The sequence below is a fragment of the Pseudomonas sp. Pseusp49 genome (assembly GCF_059491875.1).
In genome coordinates this window covers 814349-839582 of record NZ_CP168514.1, presented here as the reverse complement: position 1 = coordinate 839582, position 25234 = coordinate 814349, and the positions used below count along the sequence as shown (strand labels likewise).

At 61.2% G+C, this 25234-nt stretch carries 23 protein-coding genes; 11 read left to right on the top strand and 12 right to left on the bottom strand.

The features are described from left to right. Positions 1-45: 45 nt before the first annotated feature. From hpf to ACEN83_RS03565, 4 genes are read left to right on the top strand one after another with little or no spacing between them, the layout of a single operon-like run. Positions 46-354, top strand: a complete 309-nt coding sequence (gene hpf, locus ACEN83_RS03580) for a ribosome hibernation-promoting factor, HPF/YfiA family (protein WP_007941242.1) — start codon at positions 46-48, stop codon at positions 352-354. A 12-nt stretch (positions 355-366) separates the two neighbouring features. After that, a complete protein-coding gene (gene ptsN, locus ACEN83_RS03575) occupies positions 367-831 on the top strand; it encodes a PTS IIA-like nitrogen regulatory protein PtsN (RefSeq protein ID WP_116580967.1) in 465 nt (154 codons plus the stop codon). 2 nt (positions 832-833) lie between these two features. Continuing rightward, positions 834-1691 (top strand): RNase adapter RapZ, encoded by an 858-nt coding sequence (gene rapZ, locus ACEN83_RS03570; RefSeq protein WP_116580966.1) that lies wholly within the window; start codon positions 834-836, stop codon positions 1689-1691. A gap of 15 nt (positions 1692-1706) precedes the next feature. After that, entirely contained in the window at positions 1707-1979 is a 273-nt protein-coding gene (locus ACEN83_RS03565) for an HPr family phosphocarrier protein (protein ID WP_116580965.1), read from the top strand. A gap of 79 nt (positions 1980-2058) precedes the next feature. Here the strand turns inward: ACEN83_RS03565 and pmbA are convergent, their stop codons facing one another. After that, positions 2059-3405 (bottom strand): metalloprotease PmbA, encoded by a 1347-nt coding sequence (gene pmbA / locus ACEN83_RS03560; protein ID WP_495579521.1) that lies wholly within the window; start codon positions 3403-3405, stop codon positions 2059-2061. A 108-nt stretch (positions 3406-3513) separates the two neighbouring features. Between pmbA and yjgA the strand changes: the two genes are divergently transcribed. Beyond that, complete coding sequence (gene yjgA, locus ACEN83_RS03555) at positions 3514-4038, top strand: ribosome biogenesis factor YjgA (protein ID WP_007970253.1); 525 nt, start codon at positions 3514-3516, stop codon at positions 4036-4038. Between the two features lie 103 nt (positions 4039-4141). On the opposite strand, the gene tldD is transcribed toward yjgA, so the two are convergent. The 8 genes from tldD to mreB form a co-directional block, all read right to left on the bottom strand. After that, on the bottom strand, positions 4142-5584 hold the full coding sequence (gene tldD, locus ACEN83_RS03550; RefSeq protein WP_007970251.1) for a metalloprotease TldD: 1443 nt from the start codon (positions 5582-5584) through the stop codon (positions 4142-4144). A gap of 12 nt (positions 5585-5596) precedes the next feature. Further along, positions 5597-6451, bottom strand: coding sequence for a carbon-nitrogen hydrolase family protein (locus ACEN83_RS03545; protein ID WP_495579520.1), 855 nt, complete (start codon positions 6449-6451; stop codon positions 5597-5599). Between the two features lie 157 nt (positions 6452-6608). Continuing rightward, complete coding sequence (locus ACEN83_RS03540; RefSeq protein WP_495579519.1) at positions 6609-10412, bottom strand: YhdP family protein; 3804 nt, start codon at positions 10410-10412, stop codon at positions 6609-6611. Positions 10413-10487: 75 nt separating this feature from the next. After that, the gene (rng, locus tag ACEN83_RS03535) at positions 10488-11945 is read right to left on the bottom strand and encodes a ribonuclease G (RefSeq protein WP_007970246.1); all 1458 of its coding nucleotides are present in this window, start codon (positions 11943-11945) and stop codon (positions 10488-10490) included. 57 nt (positions 11946-12002) lie between these two features. Next, positions 12003-12599 carry a Maf family protein gene (locus ACEN83_RS03530; RefSeq protein ID WP_495579518.1) on the bottom strand — a complete coding sequence of 199 codons (597 nt, stop codon included), beginning with the start codon at positions 12597-12599 and terminating at the stop codon, positions 12003-12005. Between the two features lie 32 nt (positions 12600-12631). Continuing rightward, positions 12632-13123, bottom strand: coding sequence for a rod shape-determining protein MreD (mreD, locus tag ACEN83_RS03525; protein ID WP_007970244.1), 492 nt, complete (start codon positions 13121-13123; stop codon positions 12632-12634). Further along, a complete protein-coding gene (gene mreC / locus ACEN83_RS03520) occupies positions 13123-14259 on the bottom strand; it encodes a rod shape-determining protein MreC (RefSeq protein ID WP_116580961.1) in 1137 nt (378 codons plus the stop codon). The genes mreD and mreC overlap by 1 nt, the downstream gene beginning before the upstream one ends. A gap of 143 nt (positions 14260-14402) precedes the next feature. Further along, positions 14403-15440: a rod shape-determining protein MreB gene (mreB, locus tag ACEN83_RS03515; RefSeq protein ID WP_002555108.1), complete on the bottom strand. Its 1038-nt coding sequence runs from the start codon at positions 15438-15440 to the stop codon at positions 14403-14405. Between the two features lie 211 nt (positions 15441-15651). Between mreB and gatC the strand changes: the two genes are divergently transcribed. The 6 genes from gatC to ACEN83_RS03485 all read left to right on the top strand — a co-directional run bounded on the left by gatC (position 15652) and on the right by ACEN83_RS03485 (position 20948). Then, entirely contained in the window at positions 15652-15939 is a 288-nt protein-coding gene (gene gatC, locus ACEN83_RS03510) for an Asp-tRNA(Asn)/Glu-tRNA(Gln) amidotransferase subunit GatC (RefSeq protein WP_007976465.1), read from the top strand. A gap of 16 nt (positions 15940-15955) precedes the next feature. Beyond that, positions 15956-17407, top strand: a complete 1452-nt coding sequence (gene gatA, locus ACEN83_RS03505; RefSeq protein ID WP_495579517.1) for an Asp-tRNA(Asn)/Glu-tRNA(Gln) amidotransferase subunit GatA — start codon at positions 15956-15958, stop codon at positions 17405-17407. A 10-nt stretch (positions 17408-17417) separates the two neighbouring features. After that, positions 17418-18863, top strand: a complete 1446-nt coding sequence (gene gatB, locus ACEN83_RS03500; RefSeq protein WP_116580960.1) for an Asp-tRNA(Asn)/Glu-tRNA(Gln) amidotransferase subunit GatB — start codon at positions 17418-17420, stop codon at positions 18861-18863. Between the two features lie 221 nt (positions 18864-19084). Next, positions 19085-19459: a septal ring lytic transglycosylase RlpA family protein gene (locus tag ACEN83_RS03495; RefSeq protein WP_218482346.1), complete on the top strand. Its 375-nt coding sequence runs from the start codon at positions 19085-19087 to the stop codon at positions 19457-19459. Between the two features lie 50 nt (positions 19460-19509). Next, positions 19510-20571, top strand: a complete 1062-nt coding sequence (locus ACEN83_RS03490) for a calcium/sodium antiporter (RefSeq protein WP_495579516.1) — start codon at positions 19510-19512, stop codon at positions 20569-20571. Then, positions 20568-20948: a carboxymuconolactone decarboxylase family protein gene (locus ACEN83_RS03485; protein WP_007976475.1), complete on the top strand. Its 381-nt coding sequence runs from the start codon at positions 20568-20570 to the stop codon at positions 20946-20948. Before ACEN83_RS03490 ends, ACEN83_RS03485 begins: the two co-directional genes overlap by 4 nt. 99 nt (positions 20949-21047) lie before the next feature. Here ACEN83_RS03485 and ACEN83_RS03480 read toward each other — a convergent pair whose 3' ends face one another. The 3 genes from ACEN83_RS03480 to ACEN83_RS03470 form a co-directional block, all read right to left on the bottom strand. After that, a complete protein-coding gene (locus tag ACEN83_RS03480) occupies positions 21048-21989 on the bottom strand; it encodes an AEC family transporter (protein WP_218482343.1) in 942 nt (313 codons plus the stop codon). 159 nt (positions 21990-22148) lie between these two features. Next, complete coding sequence (gene garD, locus ACEN83_RS03475) at positions 22149-23702, bottom strand: galactarate dehydratase (RefSeq protein WP_429394004.1); 1554 nt, start codon at positions 23700-23702, stop codon at positions 22149-22151. An 11-nt stretch (positions 23703-23713) separates the two neighbouring features. After that, positions 23714-25195: an MFS transporter gene (locus tag ACEN83_RS03470; RefSeq protein ID WP_495580842.1), complete on the bottom strand. Its 1482-nt coding sequence runs from the start codon at positions 25193-25195 to the stop codon at positions 23714-23716. Positions 25196-25234 lie beyond the last annotated feature (39 nt).

Sequence of the window (25234 nt, the reverse complement as noted above, 5' to 3'; positions counted from 1 at the left end):
CATCTGATCTACCGCTTTATGCACTGGCAACGAAGGAGAAGCTGTATGCAAGTCAACATCAGTGGACACCAACTGGAAGTGACCGAACCTCTTCGCACCTACATCGGCGAAAAACTCGAACGATTGGAGCGACATTTCGACAAGATCACTAACGTGCAGGTCACGATGACCGTCGAGAAGCTGAAGCAGAAAATCGAAGCCACGCTGCATATTCCCGGGAATGAAGTGGTCGCCAATGCGGAACATACCGATATGTACGCTGCGATCGATGCACTCACCGACAAGCTGGATAAACAACTCAAAAAGCATAAGGAAAAGACCCAGAGCCTCCTTCAGGGCGCAACCGGTCGTTAACACTCCCAACCCATGATCCGACTTGAAAGTATCCTGACCCCCGGCCGTTCACTCGTGAACGTGCCGGGCGGCAGTAAAAAGAAAGCCCTCGAACAAATTGCCAATCTGATCGCCCGCGAAGTGCCGGCCCTGGAGATGCAAGATGTCTTCGAGGCGCTGATTGCTCGTGAAAAACTCGGTTCCACCGGTTTTGGCAACGGCATCGCTATTCCACACTGCCGTCTCAAGGGTTGTGTATCGCCCATCAGTGCATTGATGCACCTGGACGCCCCTATCGATTTCGACGCCATCGACGGCGCGCCGGTTGACCTGCTGTTCGTTCTGCTGGTCCCGCAAGCCGCTACCGATGCGCACCTTGAGCTGCTGCGACAGATCGCCAGCATGCTCGACCGCAAGGACGTTCGCGAAAAACTGCGTAATGCCGCAAGCAACGAAGCCCTGTATCAGGTTGTCCTGGACGAGCAAAACGGTCAGTAATCATGCGCTTGATCATCGTCAGTGGCCGTTCCGGCTCGGGTAAAAGCACCGCCCTCAATGTTCTTGAGGACAACGGCTACTACTGCATCGACAATCTGCCTGCCGGCCTGCTGCCGGAACTGGCCGAACGAGCGTTGATTCATACCGAGCTGATGCAGCCGCTGGTGGCCGTTTCCATTGACGCCCGCAACCTGCCCAGCCACCTGTCACGCTTCCCCGACCTGCTCGAAGAGGTCCGCAGCCGCCACATCCAGTGCGATGTCCTGTACCTGGATGCCGACGAAGAAACCTTGCTCAAGCGCTTCTCGGAAACCCGTCGGCGTCACCCCCTGAGCAACGCCAACCGCTCGCTGGCCGAAGCCATCAACGTCGAAAGCGTCCTGCTCGGGCCGATTGCCGACCTCGCCGATCTCAAGATCAACACCACCAGCCTGAACCTCTATCAGCTGCGCGACACCATCAAGCTGCGCCTGTTGAACCAGCCAGAACCCGGTACTGCGTTCCTGGTGGAATCCTTCGGATTCAAGCGTGGCATGCCGGTGGACGCCGACCTGGTGTTCGATGTGCGCTGCTTGCCCAACCCTTACTGGAAACCGGAATTGCGCGAGCAGTCCGGGCTCGATCAACCGGTTGCCGATTACCTGGCGGCACAGCCGGATGTGGAAGAGATGTTCCAGGACATTTCCACATACCTGCTAAAGTGGCTGCCTCGTTTTGCCGCCAGCAACCGCGCCTACGTCACCATTGCCATTGGCTGCACGGGCGGACATCACCGCTCCGTCTACCTGACTGAGCGTCTGGGGCAGCTGCTGCAAAAAACCCTGAAGAACGTCCAGGTTCGCCACCGCGACCTCAGCTAAAGGATTCACATCGCGATGCCTGCTCTGGAAATCGAAATCATCAATAAACTGGGCCTGCACGCCCGCGCTTCTGCAAAATTCGTTGGGGTCGCAGGTCAGTTCCCGTGCCAGATCCGGGCCGGTCGCACACCAGAGTCCATGGTCGATGGCAAAAGCATCATGGCGATGATGATGCTGGCCGCCGGCAAAGGCACCAAGATCCACTTGAGCACAGAGGGCGAGCAGGAACAGGAAGCCCTGGATGCGCTGGTGGCGTTGATCAACAACTTCTTCGACGAAGGCGAATAAAGATCAAAAGATCGCAGCCTGCGGCAGCTCCTACAGTGGTTTGCGCCGAAGGCTGCGATCTTTTGTGTAACGGGGAGGCTTAGCTACCCGCTACGGTCATCCGCTCGATCAGCACCGAGCCTGTACGAATGTTGCTACGCAACTCAAGATCATTACCCACGGCCACGATCTGCTTGAACATATCGCGCATGCTGCCGGCGATGGTCACTTCCTGGACCGCGAACTGGATTTCGCCGTTCTCGACCCAGTAACCCGCCGCGCCGCGGGAATAGTCACCGGTTACCATGTTCAGGCCCTGCCCCATCAGCTCGGTCACCAACAGCCCGCGTCCCATGCGCCGCAGCAAGGCCGCCTGGTCTTCTTCGCCATGGGTGACGAACAGGTTATGCACCCCGCCGGCATTGGCGGTGCTCGGCATGCCGAGCTTGCGGCCGGAGTAGGTGCCGAGGATGTACGACACCAACTCGCCTTTTTCGACGAACGGCTTGGCGTAGGTTGCCAGACCATCACCATCGAACGCCGCGCTGCCCATGGCACGCATCAAGTGTGGGCGCTCGTCGATGGTCAGCCACTCCGGAAAGAGCTTCTGGCCCAGCGTACCTTCAAGGAACGACGACTTGCGATACAGGCTGCCGCCGGAAATCGCCGACAGGAAACTGCCGAACAGGCCACCCGCCAACTCTGCGGAAAACAGCACCGGCACCTCGCAGGTCGGCACCGGACGCGCGCCCAGACGGCTCGCCGCCCGTTGCGCGGCACGCTGGCCGATGCTTACCGGATCGGCCAGCAAGTTGCCCTGACGGTTCACGTCGTACCAGTAATCACGCTGCATCTGGCCGTCCGCTTCAGCAATCATCACGCAGCTGAGACTGTGGCGAGTCGACGCATAACCACCGATAAACCCGTGACTGTTGCCATAAACGCGGCAGCCCTGATGGGTGCTGAGGGTGGTACCGTCGGCGTTCTTGATCCGGCTGTCGGCGGCAAACGCCGCGGCTTCACAGGTCAGGGCCTGCTCGATGGCTTGCTCCGGCGTGATGTCCCACTGGTGAAAGAGGTCGAAATCCTGAAGATCCCGCGCCATCAACGCGGCATCGGCCAGGCCCGAGGCTTCATCTTCCGAGGTGTGTTTGGCGATAGCCAGAGCAGCGGCTACCGTTTCGCGAATCGCTTCCGGACCGCTGGCCGACGTGCTGGCCGAGCCCTTGCGCTGGCCTACGTACAGGGTGATGCCAAAACCCTGATCGCGGTTGAACTCGACCGTTTCGACTTCACGCTGGCGCACCGACGTCGAAAGGCCCTGCTCCAGGGAGACGGCCACTTCACAGGCGCTGGCTCCCTGGCGCCTGGCTTCAGCGATGATCTGCTCGACCTGTTCCTGCAGTGCCGGCAATGCTTGTGGGCCGACGCTTTCAACTGCACTCATGCTGTTCTCCACTCAAATTCTGCTTTCGGTAACGGTCATCGAGCGACCGGGCCGGACAAGCGGCCCCCGACTGGTTATCATGGCGACGTTTCTTTGCGGACTGCCACCATGGTTGATTCTTACGACGACTCCCTCGATACGGGAGAAAAAAGCAAATCCCAGGTCAAACGCGAGCTGCATGCTCTGGTTGACCTCGGCGAGCGCCTTACAACGCTCAAGCCTGACTTGCTCAACAAACTGCCATTGACCGACGGATTGCGCCGGGCCCTGGCCGATGCGCCCAAGCACACCGCGAATATCGCGCGTAAACGGCACCTTCAGTTCATCGGCAAACTGATGCGCGATCAGGACACTGACGCGATTCTGGTTCTGCTCGATCAACTCGATGCCTCCACCCGTCAATACAACGAACGCTTCCATAACCTGGAACGCTGGCGCGATCGTCTGATTGCCGGTGACGACGCCGTACTGGAAAAATTCGTCGTCGAATACCCCGACGCGGATCGCCAGCAACTGCGCTCCCTGATCCGTCAGGCCCAGCATGAGGTTGCGCAAAACAAGCCTCCTGCTTCCAGCCGTAAAATCTTCAAATACATCCGTGAGCTGGACGAGACTCAACGCGGACTGCGTTGAGTCATCGCAGCCCTTGTAGGAGCTGCCGAAGGCTGCGATCTTTGCTTTTTAAAGATCAAAAGATCGCAGCCTTCGGCAGCTCCTACAAAGGCGGTGTATCTCCTTACGACCCCGTGCCACCCACGGTGATCGCATCAATCTTCAGCGTTGGCTGGCCGACACCCACCGGCACCGACTGCCCATCCTTGCCACATGTGCCCACGCCGCTGTCCAGCGACAGATCATTACCGACCATCGACACCTTGCTCATGGCTTCCGGCCCGTTGCCGATCAGGGTCGCGCCCTTGACTGGAGCTGTGATCTTGCCGTCCTCGATCAGGTACGCCTCGCTGGTGGAGAACACGAACTTGCCACTGGTGATGTCCACCTGCCCGCCGCCGAGGTTGGCGCAATAGATGCCGCGTTTCACCGAGGCGATGATTTCTTGCGGATCACTTTCGCCGGCGAGCATGTAGGTGTTGGTCATGCGCGGCATCGGCAGGTGCGCGTAAGACTCGCGACGACCGTTGCCGGTGCGTGCCACACCCATCAGACGGGCGTTGAGCTTGTCCTGCATGTAGCCCTTGAGTACGCCGTTTTCGATCAGCGTGGTGCACTCGGTCGGCGTGCCTTCGTCATCGACGCTCAACGAACCGCGACGGCCGGCCAGGGTGCCGTCATCGACGATGGTGCACAGTTTGGAGGCAACCATCTCGCCCATGCGCCCGCTATAAGCCGAGCTGCCCTTGCGGTTGAAGTCGCCTTCCAGACCATGCCCGACGGCTTCGTGCAGCAGCACGCCCGACCAGCCGGAGCCGAGTACCACCGGCAAGGTACCGGCAGGCGCCGGAATGGCTTCAAGGTTGACCAGCGCCTGGCGCAACGCTTCACGGGCATAGCCCATGGCGCGGTCTTCACCGAGGAAATAGCGGTAATCGGTGCGACCGCCACCGCCATGACCACCACGCTCGCGGCGACCGTTCTGCTCGACGATCACACTGACATTGAATCGCACCAGCGGGCGTACATCCGCCGCCAGGCCGCCGTCGGTGGACGCCACCAGAATCCGCTCCCAGACACCGGCCATGCTCACGGTAACCTGCTGGATACGTGGGTCGAGGGCGCGGGTCGCGGCGTCGACGCGCTTGAGCAAATCGACCTTTTCGGCACGGGTCAGCACTTCCAGGGGGTTGTCCGGCGCATACAACTGCGCGACATCCTGGCTGGTAAAGGCCTGTACGGTACCGTGCTGCCCGGCCCGGGAAATCGAACGGGCGGCACGCGCCGCCGCCCCCAGGGCTTCAAGGGTGATGGCATTGCTGTAGGCAAAACCGGTTTTCTCACCCGATTGCGCACGTACGCCGACACCCTGGTCAAGGTTGAAGCTGCCTTCCTTGACGATGCCGTCTTCCAGCGCCCAGGACTCGGAGATCTGCCCCTGGAAATACAGGTCGGCGGCATCGATGCCCGGCCCGGCCAGGTCGCCGAGCACGCCTTGCAGGCTCTCGATCGTGACGCCACCGGGCGCCAGCAGGTGTTCACTGACTGAGGACAACAACTCGCTCATATGCTTTACGCCTTAAATTCGTGTTTCTGATGCAGGCCGCTGGGCGCCCTGCGAGAAAAAGCGCCGGTGACTGGACACCGGCATCCGCGCCCGGATGGACGCCTGTTCGCTGCTGTCGCGTTCGGCCAGCAGCACGGCCTCGCCTTGATCCTGTTGTGCCAGCACCCGCCCCCACGGGTCGACGATGGCGGCATGCCCGAAGGTTTCCCGCGGCCCCGGATGCGTGCCGCCCTGGGCAGCCGCAAGCACATAACATTGGGTCTCGATGGCCCGCGCACGAATCAGCACATCCCAATGCGCCGCGCCGGTCACCGCGGTGAAGGCCGAGGGAGCGGTAATCAGCTCCGCGCCGGCAGCCCGCAGTTCGCTGTACAGTTCGGGAAAGCGCAGGTCATAGCAGACCGTCAGGCCGACCCGGCCAACCGGGGTATCCGCCACGACCACACCGCTGCCATAAGCATAGTCATCGGACTCACGGTAACGGCCACGATTGTCCGCCACGTCCACGTCGAACAGGTGCAGCTTGTCGTAGCGCGCCACCGTTTCGCCCTGGTCATCGACCAGCAACGAACAGGCATGCGCCTTGGCCGCCGGCTGATCCACCGGCGGCAACGGCAACGTGCCGGCCACTATCCATAACCTGAGGTCGCGTGCGGTCTGTTTCAACCAGGGCAGGATCGGGCCTTCGCCCAGGGCTTCGGCGCGCCCGATGTCGGCAACGTCGCGCCGGCCCATGGCGGCGAAATTTTCCGGCAATACCGCGAGTTTCGCGCCGCCGGCGGCCGCTTGCTCGAGCAGTCGACGAGCCTGGGCCAGATTGGCCAGCACATCGCTCTGGCTGACCATTTGAATCACCGCTACAGACATGGCCTTTTCCCTATTGAAACAATGCGTTCCTGTAGGAGCTGCCGCAGGCTGCGATCTTTTGATCTTGAAAAATAAAGGTAAAAAGATCGCAGCCTGCGGCAGCTCCTACAGGTGAACCGTACAGCCATGCTACTCCATAGGTCTGGAAAATGGTTTTTCAAAAAGCCTTGTCGAAGGTGATTTTCGGTTCTTTCCACGGCCCTTTGACGGTGTACTTCACACTGGCGAAACGGGAGACCCGGTCACCGATCAGCTTGTCGATCAGGAACAGCGCCCCGCCAACCGCCGGTGCGCCGACGATCAGCGCGGCAATCGGCAGGTTATTGGTCACCGGCAGGGTCACCATCAGTTTCGCATCGATCTGATCGGCCACCATGTTCAGCGTGCCGTCGAGTTCGATGGTGCTCGACGGGCCAGTCAGCTGGATTGGCTGACGGGTGACATACACACCATTCGTCCCGACCAGCAGCCCCTTGACCCGGTCGTAGCTCAGGCCTTTGCCGAACAGGTCGGAGAAGTCCAGGCGCAGGCGCCGGCCGATGGAGTTGAAGTTGAGCAAACCAAATACCCGCAGCGCCTGGGCACTGCCTTCGACTTCGACGAACTGGCCCTGATTGAGTGTCGCATCGAGCGATCCGGAGAAACGCTTGGTCGCCACCCACGCCGGCGAGCCGGGCCAGCGGCCATCGACATCCATATAAAAGTCCCGGCTGGTGACACTCGGCGCAAACCCCCAGCCCTTGAGCACATCGGCGAGGTTCTTGCCGCTCATGCGGCCCTTGTACCAGCTGTTGCTGGCGCCGGGTACGCCTTCCCAGCCACCACTGCCCACCAGCAGCATGCCCTTGAGTCCCAGATCCAGCGAGTTGAACACAATCCCCCTGGCCGTCGGGCGAACCTTCAGCGACCAGGTACCGACCAGATCCTGGCCCTGGAATAACTGATTGATCGTGATGTCCATTGCCGGGATTTTCGTCGGGTCCACCGACGCCAACGGATCCGGCGAGTTCTCATCGGCCAGCACGGTCGGGTCCGGTGCAGGCAAGCGCACGGTTTGCAGATTGATCGTGACTGGCGTGGCCTTCGAATCGGGCAGGTTGGCGCTGCCCTTGATCTGCTGGCTGTCGAGTTGCAGCGCCCAGGCGGAGGGTTTGCGCGCCAGCTGAATCGAAGCCTGATCAAGCGTGGTGCCGATACCGCTGAGTTTGCCTACCTTGAAGTCCGCACCGCTGAGCAATTGCTTGGCGCTCCCGCCGGGGTCCTGCCCGGCGTATTTATCCACCAGATCCTTCCACGGGCCTACGTCCAGCTCGGACAACACGCCCCGTACCCGCAGGCCTTTGGTGTCCGGCAACACCGCCTCGCCGCCACCGAGGAACAAGTCCCCGCGACCCTCGGCGAAATTGCCGGCCGGGGCCGCAAACGTGAAATTCGCCAGATCCCCGTAATTGACCCAATAGCGCCGCTCGTCGCCCTGTAACGTCATGCGAAACGTCGTGTCGCGCCCGACATCGGCGGCCATGCCGAAGGGCGCAGGCAAATCGACCGCCACGCCCTTGAGGTTGGAGTTGACCCGCAATTGGCTGTCGGGGCCATTGAGGGTCAGTTGCAGTTGATAAGGGATCACGCCACTCACCGGCAGAGGCTGGGTCACCTTCAGCCAGTCGGTCAGTTTCTTGACCTCGACCTGGCCCGACGCGGTTACCCGAGTATTGAGCTTACCCGGGCTGCCATCGGCAAAAATCTGTGCAGTGACCGGTTTGTCGAATGCCCGGGCGCCGATGTTCTGCCCGCTCAGGCCTTTGGCGCTGTCGAAACGGAAGTCACCTTTGAGCTGGGTCAGCTCCAGCACCGGCTCGGCCAGCTTCAAGCGTGCCCTGGCGGTCTTGAAATCGACGAGGATCTTCGGTTCCTCGCCTTTTGCCAGCGGAATATCCAGCTTCAACTTGCCGCTCAGTTCACCCTCGCCTTCCCAGCCGGCAAAGGTCGCCCCGGTGCCGATCGGCGCCTCCTGGAGGATTTTCAGGCCATCGCCCAAACCGCCGGCAAATCCGCCATCGAGGAACAAATGAACGTTCTGCCCCGCAGGCACATGGGGAATGTTGACGTAAACATCGCTGACCTGGGTGTCGAGCAACTGGCCTTTGCTGGCCAGGATCCGCACGCCGCTGTCTTCGACAAACACATCGCCGCTGACCTTGCTGACATGGGGCCAGCCCGGCTGGAAGGCCAGTTCGGCATCGTGAACCTTGAAGTACAGGCTGATGCTGCGATCGACGTCCGCGGCACCGTGGTTGAGCGACCCTTGATACTGGAAGAAGCCCTGGTCCACCGCGCCCTTGAGAATCGCCGTGCGCAGCCATTCGTCCAGCGCCGGGCTGAGGACCGTCGGCAAGTACTTGGCGGTGTAGCGACCGTCGCCGTCCACCATGCCCACCCGCAGGTCCATGTAGTCTTCCTGGGTGTGATCGAAATGCAGGCGAATCAGGAAGTCGCCGGCAATCTTGCCCTCCTCGCCCAGCACCTTCAGATAGGGCGCAATCAGGGTGAAACCTTCTTTATCGAGTTTCCAGGTCAGCCGCGCGTTGGCCTGAATGTACTGCCATGGCTTGGCGAAAATCGGGTCCAGGTGCAGCATGAAATCCTTGCTGTCCATGCGCAGTTCGCCGTGCCCCAGGTCACCGCTGATGCTGCCGCTGACATTTCGCGCCGCCGGCGCACCGTGATAGGCATCGAAGCCCACCTGGTCGAGGTTGGCGGCAAAGCTGAACTTGCTGTCATCGGTGGCGTTGGGTCGCACGTCGATCAACACATTGCGCAGTCCGCCCTGCACCTTGAGCCGCTCGACAACGGTGGCAAAGCCTTGCGGAAACGGCGCCAGGGCATTGAGCAGCGGCGTGAGCGGGGTCAGGTCGACGCGGTCGGCCTGTAGATGCCAGAGTTCTTCGGTCTTGTCGGTGGCAGCGCTTTGCTTGAGCTGCAAATGCGTTTCCCAGCGGACGTCGCCCAGGTTCATTGCCAGGGAATCCAGGGTCACCTGAATGCCTTCGGCACTGCGTTCGAAGTAGCCATTGAGTGCCAGGTTGTTGATCTGGATCGGCTTGCGCTCGGCGTAGGCGCCCTTGAGTTGTGGCGCGTTCAAGCGCACTGCAGCGCTTTGCAAGAGGCCTTTGCCCCAGGTCAGCCACAGCTCGCCGCCGGCCTTGATCTCGGAGAAATTCCATTGCTGGCTGACGCGCTCGGGCAGCCACTTCGACCAGTCGCTTTGCGGCAGGCTCAGGTAGACCTCGGCTTCACCGTCCTGCCATTGACTGGCTCGAATGCGGGTACGCAAGCTCATGGCCACGGGCTGGCCGTCGGGCAGGGTCAGGCGGGCGTCGAGACGCTGCCGCGACGCACCGGTTTTCAGATTCAGGCCGACGTAGGTCAGGGTCAGCGGTGAATGTGCAAAGGGCTGCAAGGTCACCTGGCTGTCGAGCACCGACAGTTGCTGGATCATCTGCATGCGATTGAGCAATTGTTCCGGATCGGTCGGCTGGTCCTGTTGCACCGGCAAACCTTCCAGCGCCCATTGACCGTCGTCGCCCTCCTTGACGCTGACCTTCAGGCCGCTGAGTTCCAGATGAGCGACGCGCACCTGACGCGCCAGCAGACTGGCCCAAAGGTCCGGCACCGCGCGCACCTGATCCAGGTGCAGGGCATTGGCGCCCTCGCCGACGGTCACGTCGCGCGCCATCAATACGGGGGCGAATCCACTCCAGTTGCCTTCCAGCTCGCCGATTTGCAGCGGCATGCCCAAGGCATCGCTGGCTTTGGTTTCGATATCGGCACGGTACTCGGCGACCAGCGGCGTCAGCTCCCGGCCAAGGCTGACGTAGAGCGCCATCAACACCAAAACCAACGCGCACAGGCCTAGACCCCAGCGGGTCAGTGCGGCCAAAATGCGTGTCAGACGGTCCATGTCAGATGGCCCCCATGGCAAAAGTTTTGCAAAAAGCTGAGGCCAGCCATTCTCGAATAATCAAAACGAAACGCTTCAGAGCAGCACCACGTCGTATTGTTCCTGGGAATACATGGTTTCGACCTGGAAACGGATGGTGCGCCCGATAAACCCTTCCAGCTCGGCGACGTTGCCCGACTCCTCGTCGAGCAGACGGTCGACAACTTTCTGGTTGGCCAATACACGATAGCCCTCTGCCTGATAGGCGCGAGCCTCACGCAGGATTTCGCGAAAGATTTCGTAGCAAACGGTTTCCGGCGTCTTGAGCTTGCCGCGCCCCTGACAGGCGTTGCACGGCTCGCACAAGACCTGTTCAAGGCTTTCGCGGGTGCGCTTGCGGGTCATCTGCACCAGGCCCAGCTCGGTGATACCGATGATGTTGGTCTTGGCGTGATCGCGTTCCAACTGCTTCTCGAGCGTGCGCAGCACCTGGCGCTGGTGCTCTTCATCTTCCATGTCGATGAAGTCGATGATGATGATTCCGCCGAGGTTGCGCAGGCGCAATTGACGGGCGATGGCCGTCGCAGCTTCGAGGTTGGTCTTGAAGATGGTTTCTTCGAGGTTGCGATGACCGACGAACGCCCCGGTATTGACGTCGATGGTGCTCATGGCTTCCGCCGGGTCGACCACCAGATATCCGCCGGACTTGAGCGGGACCTTGCGCTCGAGGGCCTTCTGGATTTCGTCTTCGACGCCATACAGGTCGAAAATCGGCCGCTCGCCCGGATAATGCTCCAGACGGTCGGCAATCTCCGGCATCAATTCGGCGACGAATTGCGTGGTCTTCTGGAAGGTTTCCCGGGAGTCGATGCGGATCTTCTCGATTTTCGGGCTTACCAGGTCACGCAGGGTGCGCAGCGCCAGACCGAGGTCTTCGTAGATCACGCTGGGCGCGCTGATGGTTTTGATCTGGGCGCTGATCTGATCCCAGAGCCTGCGCAGGTAGCGGATGTCCATGAGGATTTCATCGGCGCCGGCGCCTTCGGCTGCCGTACGCAGGATGAAACCGCCGGCCTCCTTGATACCTTCCTTGGCCACGCAATCGGTGACCACTTGCTTGAGACGTTCGCGCTCGGCTTCGTCTTCGATCTTCAGGGAAATCCCGACATGGGCCGTGCGCGGCATGTACACCAGGTAGCGTGAAGGGATCGACAGCTGGGTGGTCAGGCGTGCGCCTTTGGAACCGATCGGGTCCTTGGTCACCTGCACCACCAGGCTCTGGCCTTCGTGCACCAGTGCGCTGATGCTCTCGACCGCCGGGCCTTCGCGCAGGGAAATTTCCGACGCGTGAATGAACGCCGCACGATCCAGGCCGATATCGACGAATGCCGCCTGCATCCCCGGCAATACCCGCACGACTTTGCCTTTATAGATGTTGCCGACGATCCCGCGCTTTTGCGTACGCTCGACGTGGACCTCTTGCAGGACACCGTTTTCGACCACCGCCACGCGCGACTCCATCGGCGTGATGTTGATCAGGATCTCTTCACTCATGGCAGGGTCTCGTTCAGGCATGTTCACGATAATGGCCGCATCTGTTCAGAACGTTGCTTAGCGTGCGTTCCGGGTTTGCCAACAGGGTATGCCGAAATGGCCGAGCAGTTCCGCGGTTTCGCAAAGCGGCAGTCCGACCACCGCTGAATAACTTCCATTGAGCCCGGCGACAAACACCGCACCCAGTCCTTGAATGCCATAACCGCCCGCCTTGTCCTGTGGTTCACCGCTGGCCCAGTAGGCCACGGCTTCATCACGACTGATATCCCGAAAACGCACGCGACTGGTGACAACCCGGGACTCGCAGCATTCGCCATCCAGCAGCGCAATCGCGGTCAGGACTTCATGCTCGCACCCCGACAACATCATCAGCATGGCGCAGGCATCCGCTTGATCAACCGGTTTGCCGAGAATTTTTCCATCGAGCACCACGGCGGTATCGGCACCGAGCACGCAGAACGGCTCGTCAGACACGACGCTGCCGCGCCCGGCCTCGGCCTTGCCGCGCGCCAGACGCTCGACATAGGCCGACGGGGACTCTTGATCTATAGGAGTTTCATCGATGTCCGCACTGACGGCGGAGAACGGAACGCCGATCTGCGTGAGCAATTCACGCCGGCGTGGCGAGCCAGAGGCGAGGTACAACCGTTTCATCAAGACCTCTCCCTGTCTAATGCCTGAGCGAATTAATTGATTTTGTAGCGTCGACGCAATCCGCGCAAACCGAAACTGATCCAGGGCCAGAGCAATGCACTGACCAGTGCCGGCAGCACCAGCGCCAGCGTCGGCTGACGATTGCCGGTCAAGGCACTGAGCCAGAGTTGTACCAGTTGGGCGAGACCGAAGATCACCAGGATCACCAGGCTCTGCTGCCACATCGGGAACATCCGCAGGCGTTGTTGCAGCGCCAGCACCAGATAGGTGATGAGCGTCAGGATCAAGGCATTCTGCCCCAGCAAGGTACCGTAGAGCACGTCTTCAGCCAGCCCCAGGCAAAACGCCGTCACCATCCCGACCGTCTGCGGCAGGTTCAACGCCCAGAATGCCAGCAACAAGGCCAGCCATAGCGGGCGCAGGATTTCCATGAATTGCGGCAATGGCGAAACGCTGAGCAGTAGACCGACGGCGAACGTCAGCCAGACTATCCAGCCGTTTCGGGATGCTTTTACACCGCCCATTATTCTCTCCCCACTGGAGTGGCCGGCGCGGAGACTGGCGGTTTGGCGGCAGGCTTCGCGGCAGCGGGTTGCGCCGCCGGCGGTTTAGCCGCCGCAGGATGCGTGGCCGCAGGCTTGGCGGGCGTGGTGGCTGGCTTGACGGGTGCGGTGGCCGCAGGCGCCGCCGTGGCAGGTATCGCCGGTGCGGCGGCCGGTGCGGCGGGGACCGCGGGGCTGACCAGTTTCGGAACCGTCGCCGGAATGGTCGGCCCACCACCCTGTGCATCCAGGCTTTCCTGGGCCTGGGCGGCAGCGTTGGCGCGTTCTTCCGGGGTACGGGTGTCGCTGAACACCAGCAACAGGTAGCGGCTGCGGTTCAAGGCGGCGGTCGGAATGGCGCGGACAATGGCAAACGGCTGGCCGGAGTCGTGAATCACTTCCTTGACCGTCGCCACCGGATAACCGGCCGGGAAACGTTGGCCGAGACCAGAGCTGACCAGCAAGTCGCCTTCCTTGATGTCGGCGGTATCGGCCACATGACGCAATTCGAGGCGCTCCGGGTTGCCGGTGCCGCTGGCAATCGCCCGCAATCCGTTACGGTTCACCTGCACCGGAATGCTGTGGGTGGTGTCGGTCAGCAACAGGACGCGGGAGGTGTAGGGCATCAACTCGACCACTTGGCCCATCAGGCCACGGGCATCGAGCACCGGCTGACCGAGGACCACGCCGTCGCGCTCACCTTTGTTGATGATGATGCGATGGGTGAAGGGGTTGGGGTCCATGCCGATCAACTCGGCCACTTCGACCTTCTCGTTGACCAGTGCCGAAGAGTTGAGCAGCTCGCGCAGCCGAACGTTCTGCTCGGTCAGGGCGGCAAGCTTCTGCATGCGCCCCTGCAACAGCAGGTTCTCGGTCTTGAGTTTTTCGTTTTCGGCGACGAGTTCGGTCCGGCTGCCAAACTGACTGGCAACGCCTTCCCAGAGTCGTCCGGGCAGGTCGGTGATCCAGTAGGCGTCCATCAGCACCAGCGACATCTGGCTGCGTGCAGGCTTGAGCAGACTGAAACGGGCATCGACCACCATCAGCGCGACCGAAAGCACGACCAGCACCAACAGGCGCACGCCCAGTGAAGGGCCCTTGGTGAAAAGCGGTTTAATAAGCCGCTCCTCCCAGGCAAATGTTCTGTTTATTCATACGGCAGCAATCCGGCCTGGATGCAGACTGACAGAAGATAAACGCGAACAGGCAGCACTGCAAAGTGCCGCCTGCGCGCTCAACAGCATAGAAGCGATCCGGCGACTTATTCGCTGGAAAGCAGGTCCATGGTGTGTTTATCCATCATTTCCAATGCACGGCCACCGCCGCGAGCAACGCAGGTCAGCGGGTCTTCGGCAACGATCACCGGCAGACCGGTTTCCTGGGCCAGCAACTTGTCCAGGTCACGCAGCAAGGCGCCACCACCGGTCAGCACCAGGCCGCGCTCGGCGATGTCGGAAGCCAGTTCCGGAGGCGATTGCTCCAGGGCGCTTTTCACGGCCTGAACGATGGTTGCCAGGGACTCTTGCAGAGCTTCCAGCACTTCATTGGAGTTCAGGGTGAATGCGCGTGGAACGCCTTCAGCCAGGTTACGGCCACGAACGTCGACTTCGCGAACTTCGCCGCCCGGGTAGGCCGTGCCGATTTCCTGCTTGATGCGCTCGGCGGTGGATTCACCGATCAGGCTGCCGTAGTTGCGACGCACGTAGGTGATGATCGCTTCGTCGAAGCGGTCGCCGCCAACGCGAACGGATTCGGCGTAAACCACACCGTTCAGGGAGATCAGCGCAATTTCGGTGGTACCGCCACCGATATCCACGACCATCGAACCGCGAGCTTCTTCAACCGGCAGACCGGCACCGATCGCAGCCGCCATTGGCTCTTCGATCAGGAACACTTCACGGGCACCGGCGCCAAGGGCCGATTCACGGATGGCGCGACGCTCAACCTGGGTGGATTTGCATGGAACGCAGATCAACACGCGCGGGCTAGGCTGCAGAAAGCTGTTTTCGTGAACCTTGTTGATAAAATACTGCAGCATTTTTTCGCACACGCTGAAGTCGGCGATCACACCGTCCTTCATCGGACGAATGGCAGCAATGTTGCCCGGAGTACGGCCGAGCATGCGCTTGGCTTCGGTGCCGACAGCAACGACACTTTTCTGGTTACCGTGTGTCCGAATGGCCACAACGGAGGGCTCATTCAGGACGATACCGCGCTCGCGCACGTAAATAAGGGTGTTGGCAGTGCCCAGGTCAATGGAAAGATCGCTGGAAAACATGCCACGCAGTTTCTTGAACATGGGAAAGGGACCCTAGGCAACGCGTGGGTAAAAAAGTGCGGCAAACTCTAACAACGACAGGGATTTTGGGCAAGGCGCCAATATGTTAAATTGGCCGCTTTTCTGTGCACCAAGCCCCACAATCGCGGCCTTATGACCGTAGAAGTGCGGTAGTGTTCCGACAATCTAACACACGGACGCCGTCCGTTTTGTTTTCCACTGGAGAATCCCAATGGCGCTAGAACGCTCCGACGTGGAAAAAATCGCTCATCTGGCCTGTCTGGGCCTCAATGATGCCGATCTTCCACATATCACTTCGGCCCTCAACAGCATTCTCGGGCTGGTCGACGAAATGCAGGCGGTCAATACCGACGGTATCGAACCGCTGGCCCACCCGCTGGAAGCCAGCCAGCGCCTGCGCGCGGACGTCGTGACCGAGACCAATAACCGCGAGGCCTACCAGTCCATCGCACCAGCGGTCGAAAACGGCCTGTACCTGGTTCCGAAAGTCATCGACTAAAGGGAAAGAGCCTGCAATGCATCAATTGACTCTGGCCGAGATCGCCCGCGGACTCGCCGATAAAAAGTTTTCCTCCGAAGAGCTGACCAAAGTCCTGCTGGCGCGCATCGCCCAGCTCGATCCACAGCTCAACAGTTTCATCAGCCTCACCGAAGACCTGGCGCTGACGCAGGCGAAAGCCGCTGACGCCCGCCGGGCCAATGGTGAGAGCGGCGCCCTGCTCGGCGCGCCGATCGCCCACAAGGACCTGTTCTGCACCCAGGGCATTCGCACCAGTTGCGGCTCGAAGATGCTCGACAACTTTAAAGCACCGTACGACGCCACTGTCGTAGCCAAGCTGGCTGCCGCCGGGGCCGTGACCCTGGGCAAGACCAACATGGACGAATTCGCCATGGGTTCGGCCAACGAGTCGAGCTACTACGGCGCGGTGAAAAACCCGTGGAACCTGGAACACGTGCCGGGCGGTTCGTCCGGTGGTTCGGCGGCGGCGGTGGCCGCTCGTCTGTTGCCGGCAGCCACCGGCACCGACACCGGCGGCTCGATCCGTCAGCCGGCGGCCCTGACCAACCTCACCGGCCTGAAACCGACGTACGGTCGCGTTTCGCGCTGGGGCATGATCGCCTACGCCTCCAGCCTCGATCAGGGCGGCCCGTTGGCGCGCACGGCCGAAGACTGCGCGATTTTGTTGCAAGGTATGGCCGGCTTCGATCCGAACGACTCCACCAGCATCGATGAACCCGTGCCGGACTACAGCGCCAGCCTCAACGGCTCGCTGCAAGGCCTGCGCATCGGTGTGCCGAAGGAATACTTCAGCGCCGGTCTCGACCCGCGCATTGCCGAACTGATCCACAACAGCATCAAGGAGCTGGAAAAACTCGGCGCCGTGATCAAGGAAATCAGCCTGCCGAACATGCAGCACGCGATTCCTGCGTACTACGTGATCGCCCCGGCGGAAGCCTCTTCCAACCTGTCGCGTTTCGACGGCGTACGCTTCGGCTATCGCTGCGAAGACCCGAAAAACCTGGAAGACTTGTACAAGCGTTCCCGTGGCGAAGGTTTCGGCGCGGAAGTGCAGCGCCGGATCATGGTCGGTGCCTACGCGCTGTCCGCCGGTTACTACGATGCCTACTACCTCAAGGCGCAGAAGATCCGTCGTTTGATCAAGAACGACTTCATGGCGGCCTTTAATGAGGTCGACATCATCCTCGGCCCAACCACGCCGAACCCGGCCTGGAAGCTCGACGCCAAGAACAGCGACCCGGTCGCTGCGTACCTGGAGGACGTCTACACCATCACCGCCAACCTCGCCGGCCTGCCAGGCCTGTCGATGCCGGCCGGTTTTGTCGACGGTCTGCCGGTCGGCGTGCAACTGCTCGCCCCGTATTTCCAGGAAGGTCGCCTGTTGAACGTTGCCCACCAGTATCAGCTCAACACTGACTGGCACACCCGCACCCCAACCGGCTTCTGAGGAGACACACATGCAATGGGAAGTCGTGATCGGGCTGGAGATTCACACCCAGCTCACCACCCGGTCGAAAATCTTTTCCGGTAGTTCCACCCAGTTCGGCTCCGAACCGAACACCCAGGCCAGCCTGATCGACCTGGGCATGCCCGGCGTGTTGCCGGTGCTGAACCAGGAAGCGGTGCGCATGGCGGTGATGTTCGGTCTGGCGATTGACGCCGAGATCGGCCAGCACAACGTGTTCGCCCGTAAAAACTACTTCTACCCGGACCTGCCCAAGGGCTACCAGATCAGCCAGATGGAATTGCCGATCGTCGGCAAGGGCCACCTGGACATCGCCCTGGAAGACGGCACGGTCAAACGCGTCGGCATCACCCGCGCGCACCTTGAAGAAGACGCCGGCAAGAGCCTGCACGAAGAATTCAGCGGCGCCAGCGGCATCGACCTGAACCGTGCCGGCACGCCGCTGCTGGAAATCGTTTCCGAACCGGACATGCGCAGCGCCAAGGAAGCCGTGGCTTACGTCAAGGCGATCCACGCGCTGGTGCGCTATCTGGGCATCTGCGACGGCAACATGGCCGAAGGCTCGCTGCGTTGCGACTGCAACGTATCGATCCGTCCGAAAGGCCAGGTCGAGTTCGGCACCCGCTGCGAGATCAAGAACGTCAACTCGTTCCGCTTCATCGAGAAAGCGATCAACAGCGAAATCCAGCGTCAGATCGAGCTGATCGAAGACGGCGGCAAGGTGATCCAGCAGACCCGCCTGTACGATCCGAACAAGGACGAAACCCGTCCGATGCGCAGCAAAGAGGAAGCCAACGACTACCGTTACTTCCCCGATCCGGACCTGCTGCCAGTCGTGATCGAAAACACCTTCCTCGACGACGTGCGCGCCACCCTGCCGGAATTGCCGCCGCAGAAGCGCGAGCGCTTCCAGGCGCAGTTCGGTCTGTCGGCGTACGACGCCAACGTGCTGGCCACCAGCCGCGAGCAGGCGGACTACTTCGAGAAGGTCGCGAGCATCAGCGGCGACGCCAAGCTGGCGGCGAACTGGGTGATGGTCGAGTTGGGCAGCCTGCTCAACAAACAGGGCCTGGATATCGAACAGTCGCCGGTTTCCGCCGAGCTTCTGGGCGGCATGCTGCTGCGCATCAAGGACAACACCATCTCCGGCAAGATCGCCAAGGTCGTGTTTGAAGCGATGGCCAACGGCGAAGGCAGCGCGGACGAGATCATCGACAAGCGCGGCCTCAAGCAAGTGACCGACACTGGCGCGATCTCGGCGGTGCTGGATGAAATGCTCGCGGCCAACGCCGAGCAAGTCGAACAATACCGCGCGGCAGACGAAGCCAAGCGCGGCAAGATGTTCGGCTTCTTCGTCGGCCAGGCCATGAAAGCTTCCAAAGGCAAGGCTAACCCGCAACAAGTGAACGAATTGCTGAAAAGCAAGCTCGAAGGCTGATAGAAATGGAGCCAGCATTCATTACTGGCTCCGTCCTTGTGGAAGCGAGATTGTGGCGAGGGGGCTTGCCCCCGTTGGACTGCGCAGCAGTCCCGATACCTGAAAACGCGGTGTGCCAGATGGAACCCGAATTCAGATATGGGGGTCGCTTCGCAACCCAACGGGGGCAAGCCCCCTCGCCACAAAAGCCCGCCCCCACATTTGTTTCGGGAAACCTTCGAATGAAACGTCTGCTCGGCGCCTGCGCCCTCCTCTCGCTCCTGGCCGGTTGCGCCAGCACCGACACCGTTGACCCGCACGGCTATGACAAAACCGGCGTGGCGTCGTACTACGGTTCCAAACACCAAGGCAAACGCACCGCCAGCGGCGAGCGTTTCGACAAGAATTCCATGACCGCCGCCCATCGCCAGCTACCCTTCGGTACGCGGGTGAAGGTCACCAACCTGAATAACGACAAGTCCTGCGTGGTTCGCATCAATGATCGCGGGCCGCACACCCGTGGCCGCCTGATCGACCTGTCCCAGGAAGCCGCCGAGCGCCTGGGCATGCTGCGCAGCGGCACCGCGCGGGTTCGTGTGCAAGCCCTCGACGACTGACCGATGGAGCCCCGACCATTTTCGGACTAGCCGACTTACCCCTGATCAGCGTGATCGAATTGCTCAGCGGATTGTTCCTGCTGATTGTCGGCGCCGAATTGATGGTGCGCGCCGCCGTACGCATCGCCGCGCGGTTACACATACGCCCCCTGATCATCGGCCTGACCATCGTCGCCCTCGGCAGCAGCGCACCGCAGATGGCGGTCAGCCTGCAGGCGACCCTGGCGCAGAATGCCGACATCGCCGTCGGCAGCGTGATCGGCAGCAGCATTTTCAACATCCTCGTCACCCTCGGGCTGTCCGCCCTGATCATTCCTTTACGGGTTTCCCGGCAACTGGTACGCCTGGATATTCCACTGATGATCGGTGCCAGCCTGCTGGTGTTCGTACTCGCCTGGAATGAAGAACTGACCCGTGTCGACGGCGTGATGCTGCTGACGGCACTGGCGATATACCTGGGCTTGCTGCTGCGCCAGTCGCGGCACTCGGCACGCCCGGTATCGAGCCATGACCATCATGCGCAAGCGCCATGGCTGAGCAGCCTGCTGATGATCGTCGCCGGACTGGCCATGCTGGTGTACGCGGGGCACTTGCTGCTGGGCGCCGCGGTTGCGGTCGCCACCGATCTAGGGTTGTCGGAGCGGATCATCGGCCTGACCATCGTCGCCGTCAGCACCTCACTGCCTGAGCTCGCCACTTCGTTGATTGCGGCAATGCGCGGTGAACGTGATATCGCCGTGGCCAACGTGATCGGCAGCAACCTGTTCAACCTCCTGGGCGTGCTCGGCTTTACTGCCCTGGTGGCGCCATCGCCGCTGTCGGTGTCGCCCAACGCCCTGGAGTTCGACCTGCCGGTGATGCTCGGCGTCGCGGCGCTGTGCCTGCCGGTGTTCTATTCCGGTTACCGCGTGACCCGCGCCGAAGGCCTGCTGTTTCTGGGTCTGTACCTGGCGTATGGGCTGCACGTGGTGTCGTTCACCACCGGCATGCCACTGGCCGGCAAGCTGGAACACCTGATGCTGTTTTTCGTCCTGCCGGCGCTGGTGGCGTTCTTGCTGTTCACGTCGCTACGCGCCTGGCATCGCCAACACCATAAGAAGGAAGTCCCATGACCGAGAATAAGAAAACCGGCGTTGAAGTTCGTCGCCAAGTAATGGGCGACGCCTTCGTCGACCGCGCACTGGGCAACGCCACCGAGTTCACCCAGCCGCTGCAGGACTTTGTCAATGAACACGCCTGGGGCGGCGTGTGGAATCGCGAAGGCCTGCCGCTGAAAACCCGCAGCCTGATCACCCTCGCCGCGCTGACCGCGCTCAAGTGCCCGCAGGAATTGAAAGGCCACGTGCGCGGGGCCTTGAACAACGGCTGCACCGTAGAGGAAATTCGCGAGGCGTTGCTGCATTGCGCGGTGTATGCCGGCGTGCCGGCGGCGATCGATGCGTTCAGGGCGGCGCAGGAAGTGATCGACAGTTACCAGAAGCCGGAATAATTTTCCTGCTTTAAAAGATCGCAGCCTGCGGCAGCTCCTACATTGGAGGGCGCGCTCCCGTAGGAGCTGCCGCAGGCTGCGATCTTTTGACCTTTACCGCTAAATCCACCCACCCCACTGCAAAAAGAAGATCCCCACATTGGTGGTGACCGCCGCCATCAGCGTGGTGATCACGATAATCGCCGCCGCCAGTTCATGATTGCCCTCGGCCGCTCGCGCCATCACAAAACTGGCAGCGGCGGTCGGGCTGCCGAAGTACAGAAACAGAATCCCCAATTCCGCGCCGCGAAAACCCCACAACCACGCACCCAGCGTCGCCAGTACCGGCAAGCCGATCATCTTCACCAGGCTTGAACTCAGCGCCATGTTGCCGCTTTTACGCAGCGCCGCCATGGACAAGGTGCCACCGATGCAGATCAGCGCCAGTGGCAAGGTGGTTTGTGCCAGATACTGGCCGGAGGTCTCCAGCCATCCTGGCAAGCCGATCTTGAAATAGGCGAAGGGCGCCGCCGCCATCACGCTGATGATCAACGGATTGCTGAACACGCTTTTGCAGATGCTCCACGGATCGGACTTGATCACCGGGCTGTACACCGCCAGGACAATGGTCGACAGCGTGTTGTAGAACAGGATCACCAGCGCCGCGAGGATCGCCCCGAGGGAAATCCCGTAGTCGCCGTACATGCTGGCCGCCAGCGCCAGGCCGATCACCCCGTTGTTACCGCGAAAGGCGCCTTGGGTGTAGATCCCCCGATCTTCCCGCGGACACTTCCAGATCGCCCAACCCCAGGCGATGGCAAAGCCCACCAGGGTCGCGAGGGAGAAATAGATCAGCAGCGCCGGCTGCAACGCCGCGTGCAGGTCGGCATGCAGGATGCCCAGAAACAGCAGCGCCGGCATGGTGACATTGAACACCAGGGCCGACGCCGTGTGGATGAAGTTGTCGTTGATCCAGTCGATGCGCTTGAGCAGCACACCCAGAAACAGCATGGCGAATACCGGCGCGGTGATGTTCAGGGTTTCGAGGAAAATTGCCAGCATGCCGGAGAGGACCTTGGGGTGGGCGTCGTTAGGGGGCTAATGATAAGCCACACCGGGCACATTAAGATCAAAAGATCGCAGCCTGCGGCAGCTCCTACATGGGAACGCGTGTTCTGTAGGAGCTGCCGCAGGCTGCGATCTTTTCCAGGCAACGCGGTCTCAGGTGATCGGCGCGGGGTTGAACAGGGTGATGTCGTTATGCAACTTGTGCTGCTCGGCCCACGTCTGCTTCTTGCCGCTCGCCACATCCAGGTAGTAGTGGAACAGCTCCCAGCCCAGCTCTTCAATGGAAGCGCGGCCAGTGGCAATACGCCCAGCGTCGATGTCGATCAGGTCCGGCCAGCGCTGAGCCAGTTCGGTCCGGGTCGACACCTTCACCACCGGTGCCATGGCCAGCCCGTAAGGCGTGCCGCGACCGGTGGTGAACACATGCAGGTTCATCCCCGCCGCCAGTTGCAGCGTCCCGCAGACAAAGTCGCTGGCCGGGGTCGCGCAGAAGATCAGGCCTTTGCGCTTGAAACGCTCGCCAGGGCCAAGCACGCCGTTGATCGCGCTGCTGCCGGACTTGACGATCGAGCCCAGGGACTTCTCGACAATGTTCGACAGCCCGCCCTTCTTGTTACCCGGCGTGGTGTTGGCGCTGCGGTCCGCTTCGCCCTTGGCCAGGTAACGGTCGTACCAGTCCATTTCCCGCACCAGCTCCTGGGCGACGTCCTGGTTTTCCGCGCGAGAGGTGAGCAGATAGATGGCATCGCGTACTTCGGTGACTTCGGAAAACATCACCGTCGCACCGGCCCGCAGCAACAGGTCCGAAGCATAACCGAGCGCCGGGTTGGCGGTGATGCCAGAGAACGCATCACTGCCGCCACACTGCATGCCGAGAATCAGCTCGGACGCCGGCACGGTTTCCCGGCGACGTTGATCGAGTTTCTTCAAACGGGTTTCGGCCAGCGCCATGATCTGTTCGATCATCTCGGTGAAGCCGTGGCTGGAGTCCTGCAAGCGGTACAGCCATGGCTCGCTCAAATCCACCGAACTGTCGTTCTCGTGCATCACCTGCCCGGCCTGCAATTTCTCGCAGCCCAGGCTGATCACCAGCGCTTCGCCGCCCAGGTTCGGGTTGCGTGCCAGGTTGCGCACCGTGCGAATCGGGATGTACGCGTCGGTCGCGGTGATCGCCACGCCACAGCCGTAGCTGTGGGTCAGCGCCACCACGTCATCGACGTGCGGGTACTTGGGCAGCAACTCGGCCTTGATGCGCTTGACCGCATGATCGAGCACGCCGGTCACACATTGCACGGTGGTGGTGATGCCAAGAATGTTGCGCGTGCCGACGGTGCCGTCAGCGTTGCGATAGCCCTCGAAAGTGAAGCCTTCCAGCGGTGCTTGCGCGGCGGGCACGTCGGTGGACAGCGGCAGGCTGTCCAGCGGTGGCGCAGTCGGCATGCGCAGTTGATCTTCCTTGACCCAGCTGCCGCGGGGAATCGGCTGCAAGGCATAGCCGATGACCTGGCCGTAACGAATCACCTGGCCGCCCTCGGGAATGTCTTCCAGGGTGACCTTGTGGCTCTGTGGCACGAAGTCCACGGTGACTAGGCCGTCCGCAAATTCGGTACCGGCCGGTACGCCCTGATCGTTGACCACGATCACTACGTTATCCCGCTCGTGCAGGCGGATGTAGCGCGGCGAGTCGGAATGTTCAATCAACTGCATGACGCCGCTCCTCAGGAATGCGCTTGAGATAATTTGCCAGGGGCTTCAGTACCATTCGCGGGAGGCTCTTTGAGCACCACACGCTTGATCGGACCCACGATCACCAGGTAGCTGAACACCGCGACCAGCGCGTTGCAACCGACGAACACCAGCGCCCACTTGAACGAACCGGTGGAGCTGATGATGTAGCCGATGACGATCGGGGTGGTGATCGAAGCCAGGTTACCGAAGGTGTTGAACAGGCCGCCGCTCAGACCGGCGATCTGCTTGGGCGAAGTATCGGACACCACGGCCCAGCCCAGTGCGCCAACGCCTTTGCCGAAAAACGCCAGGGCCATGAAGCCGACGACCATCCATTCTATGTCGACGTAGTTGCACGCCACGATGCTGCTGGAAACCAGCAGGCCCGCAATGATCGGCGCCTTGCGGGCGAAGGTCAGGGAATGGCCTTTGCGCAACAGGTAATCGGAAATCACCCCGCCGAGCACGCCACCGATGAAGCCGCAGATCGCTGGCAAGGACGCGATGAAACCGGCCTTGAGGATGGTCATGCCACGCTCTTGCACCAGGTACACCGGGAACCAGGTCAGGAAGAAGTAAGTGATGCCATTGATGCAGTACTGGCCCAGGTACACGCCGAGCATCATGCGATTGGTCAGCAACTGACGGATGTAGTCCCATTTCGGGCCGTCGGTCTTCTTGCCTTTGCCCTTGTCCTGGTCCATGTCGACCATGCCGCCGTTGTCGGCGATGTGCTTGAACTCGGCATCGTTGATCATCGGGTGTTGGCGCGGGCTGTGGATAACCTTCAGCCAGATCCCGGAGAAGATGATGCCGATCACGCCCATGACGATGAACACATGCTGCCAGCCGAAGCTGTAGACGATCCAGCCCATCAGCGGTGCGAACAACACGGTGGCAAAGTATTGCGCCGAGTTGAAGATCGCCGAAGCGGTGCCGCGTTCAGCGGTCGGAAACCAGGCCGCGACGATGCGCGCGTTGCCGGGGAAGGATGGCGCTTCGGCCAGGCCGACCAGAAAGCGCAGCATGAACAGCGCAACCACCGCCGTGGACATGCCGAACTCGCCGACATACCCCTGAAGGACGGTGAACAGCGACCAGGTGAAGATGCTCAAGGCATAGATTTTTTTCGAACCGAAGCGGTCCAGCAACCAGCCACCGGGGATTTGCCCGGCCACGTAGGCCCAACCGAATGCGGAGAAGATATAACCGAGGGTGACCGCGTCGATGCCGAGGTCTTTTTGCAGGCTCGAGCCGGCGATGGCGATGGTCGCGCGGTCGGCGTAGTTGATCGTGGTCACCAGAAACAGCATGAGCAGGATCAAATAGCGGACGTGAGTCGGCTTGGTCGATTGCATGTTGATGTACTCCCACTGATTATTTTTATGCGCGGGTGAAGCTTGTGTCCTGTAGGAGCTGCCGCAGGCTGCGATCTTTTGATCTTTAGCGTCTTGGAGACCGCCGAAAATCAAGATCAAAAGATCGCAGCCTGCGGCAGCTCCTACAGGGGT

Bases quoted from the DNA above. Each gene is read 5' to 3' on its own strand.
- hpf (WP_007941242.1), top strand. From the start codon at position 46: ATGCAAGTCAACATCAGTGGACACCAACTGGAAGTGACCGAACCTCTT.
- ptsN (WP_116580967.1), top strand. From the start codon at position 367: ATGATCCGACTTGAAAGTATCCTGACCCCCGGCCGTTCACTCGTGAAC.
- rapZ (WP_116580966.1), top strand. From the start codon at position 834: ATGCGCTTGATCATCGTCAGTGGCCGTTCCGGCTCGGGTAAAAGCACC.
- ACEN83_RS03565 (WP_116580965.1), top strand. From the start codon at position 1,707: ATGCCTGCTCTGGAAATCGAAATCATCAATAAACTGGGCCTGCACGCC.
- pmbA (WP_495579521.1), bottom strand. From the start codon at position 3,405: ATGAGTGCAGTTGAAAGCGTCGGCCCACAAGCATTGCCGGCACTGCAG.
- yjgA (WP_007970253.1), top strand. From the start codon at position 3,514: ATGGTTGATTCTTACGACGACTCCCTCGATACGGGAGAAAAAAGCAAA.
- tldD (WP_007970251.1), bottom strand. From the start codon at position 5,584: ATGAGCGAGTTGTTGTCCTCAGTCAGTGAACACCTGCTGGCGCCCGGT.
- ACEN83_RS03545 (WP_495579520.1), bottom strand. From the start codon at position 6,451: ATGTCTGTAGCGGTGATTCAAATGGTCAGCCAGAGCGATGTGCTGGCC.
- ACEN83_RS03540 (WP_495579519.1), bottom strand. From the start codon at position 10,412: ATGGACCGTCTGACACGCATTTTGGCCGCACTGACCCGCTGGGGTCTA.
- rng (WP_007970246.1), bottom strand. From the start codon at position 11,945: ATGAGTGAAGAGATCCTGATCAACATCACGCCGATGGAGTCGCGCGTG.
- ACEN83_RS03530 (WP_495579518.1), bottom strand. From the start codon at position 12,599: ATGAAACGGTTGTACCTCGCCTCTGGCTCGCCACGCCGGCGTGAATTG.
- mreD (WP_007970244.1), bottom strand. From the start codon at position 13,123: ATGGGCGGTGTAAAAGCATCCCGAAACGGCTGGATAGTCTGGCTGACG.
- mreB (WP_002555108.1), bottom strand. From the start codon at position 15,440: ATGTTCAAGAAACTGCGTGGCATGTTTTCCAGCGATCTTTCCATTGAC.
- gatC (WP_007976465.1), top strand. From the start codon at position 15,652: ATGGCGCTAGAACGCTCCGACGTGGAAAAAATCGCTCATCTGGCCTGT.
- gatA (WP_495579517.1), top strand. From the start codon at position 15,956: ATGCATCAATTGACTCTGGCCGAGATCGCCCGCGGACTCGCCGATAAA.
- gatB (WP_116580960.1), top strand. From the start codon at position 17,418: ATGCAATGGGAAGTCGTGATCGGGCTGGAGATTCACACCCAGCTCACC.
- ACEN83_RS03495 (WP_218482346.1), top strand. From the start codon at position 19,085: ATGAAACGTCTGCTCGGCGCCTGCGCCCTCCTCTCGCTCCTGGCCGGT.
- ACEN83_RS03485 (WP_007976475.1), top strand. From the start codon at position 20,568: ATGACCGAGAATAAGAAAACCGGCGTTGAAGTTCGTCGCCAAGTAATG.
- ACEN83_RS03480 (WP_218482343.1), bottom strand. From the start codon at position 21,989: ATGCTGGCAATTTTCCTCGAAACCCTGAACATCACCGCGCCGGTATTC.
- garD (WP_429394004.1), bottom strand. From the start codon at position 23,702: ATGCAGTTGATTGAACATTCCGACTCGCCGCGCTACATCCGCCTGCAC.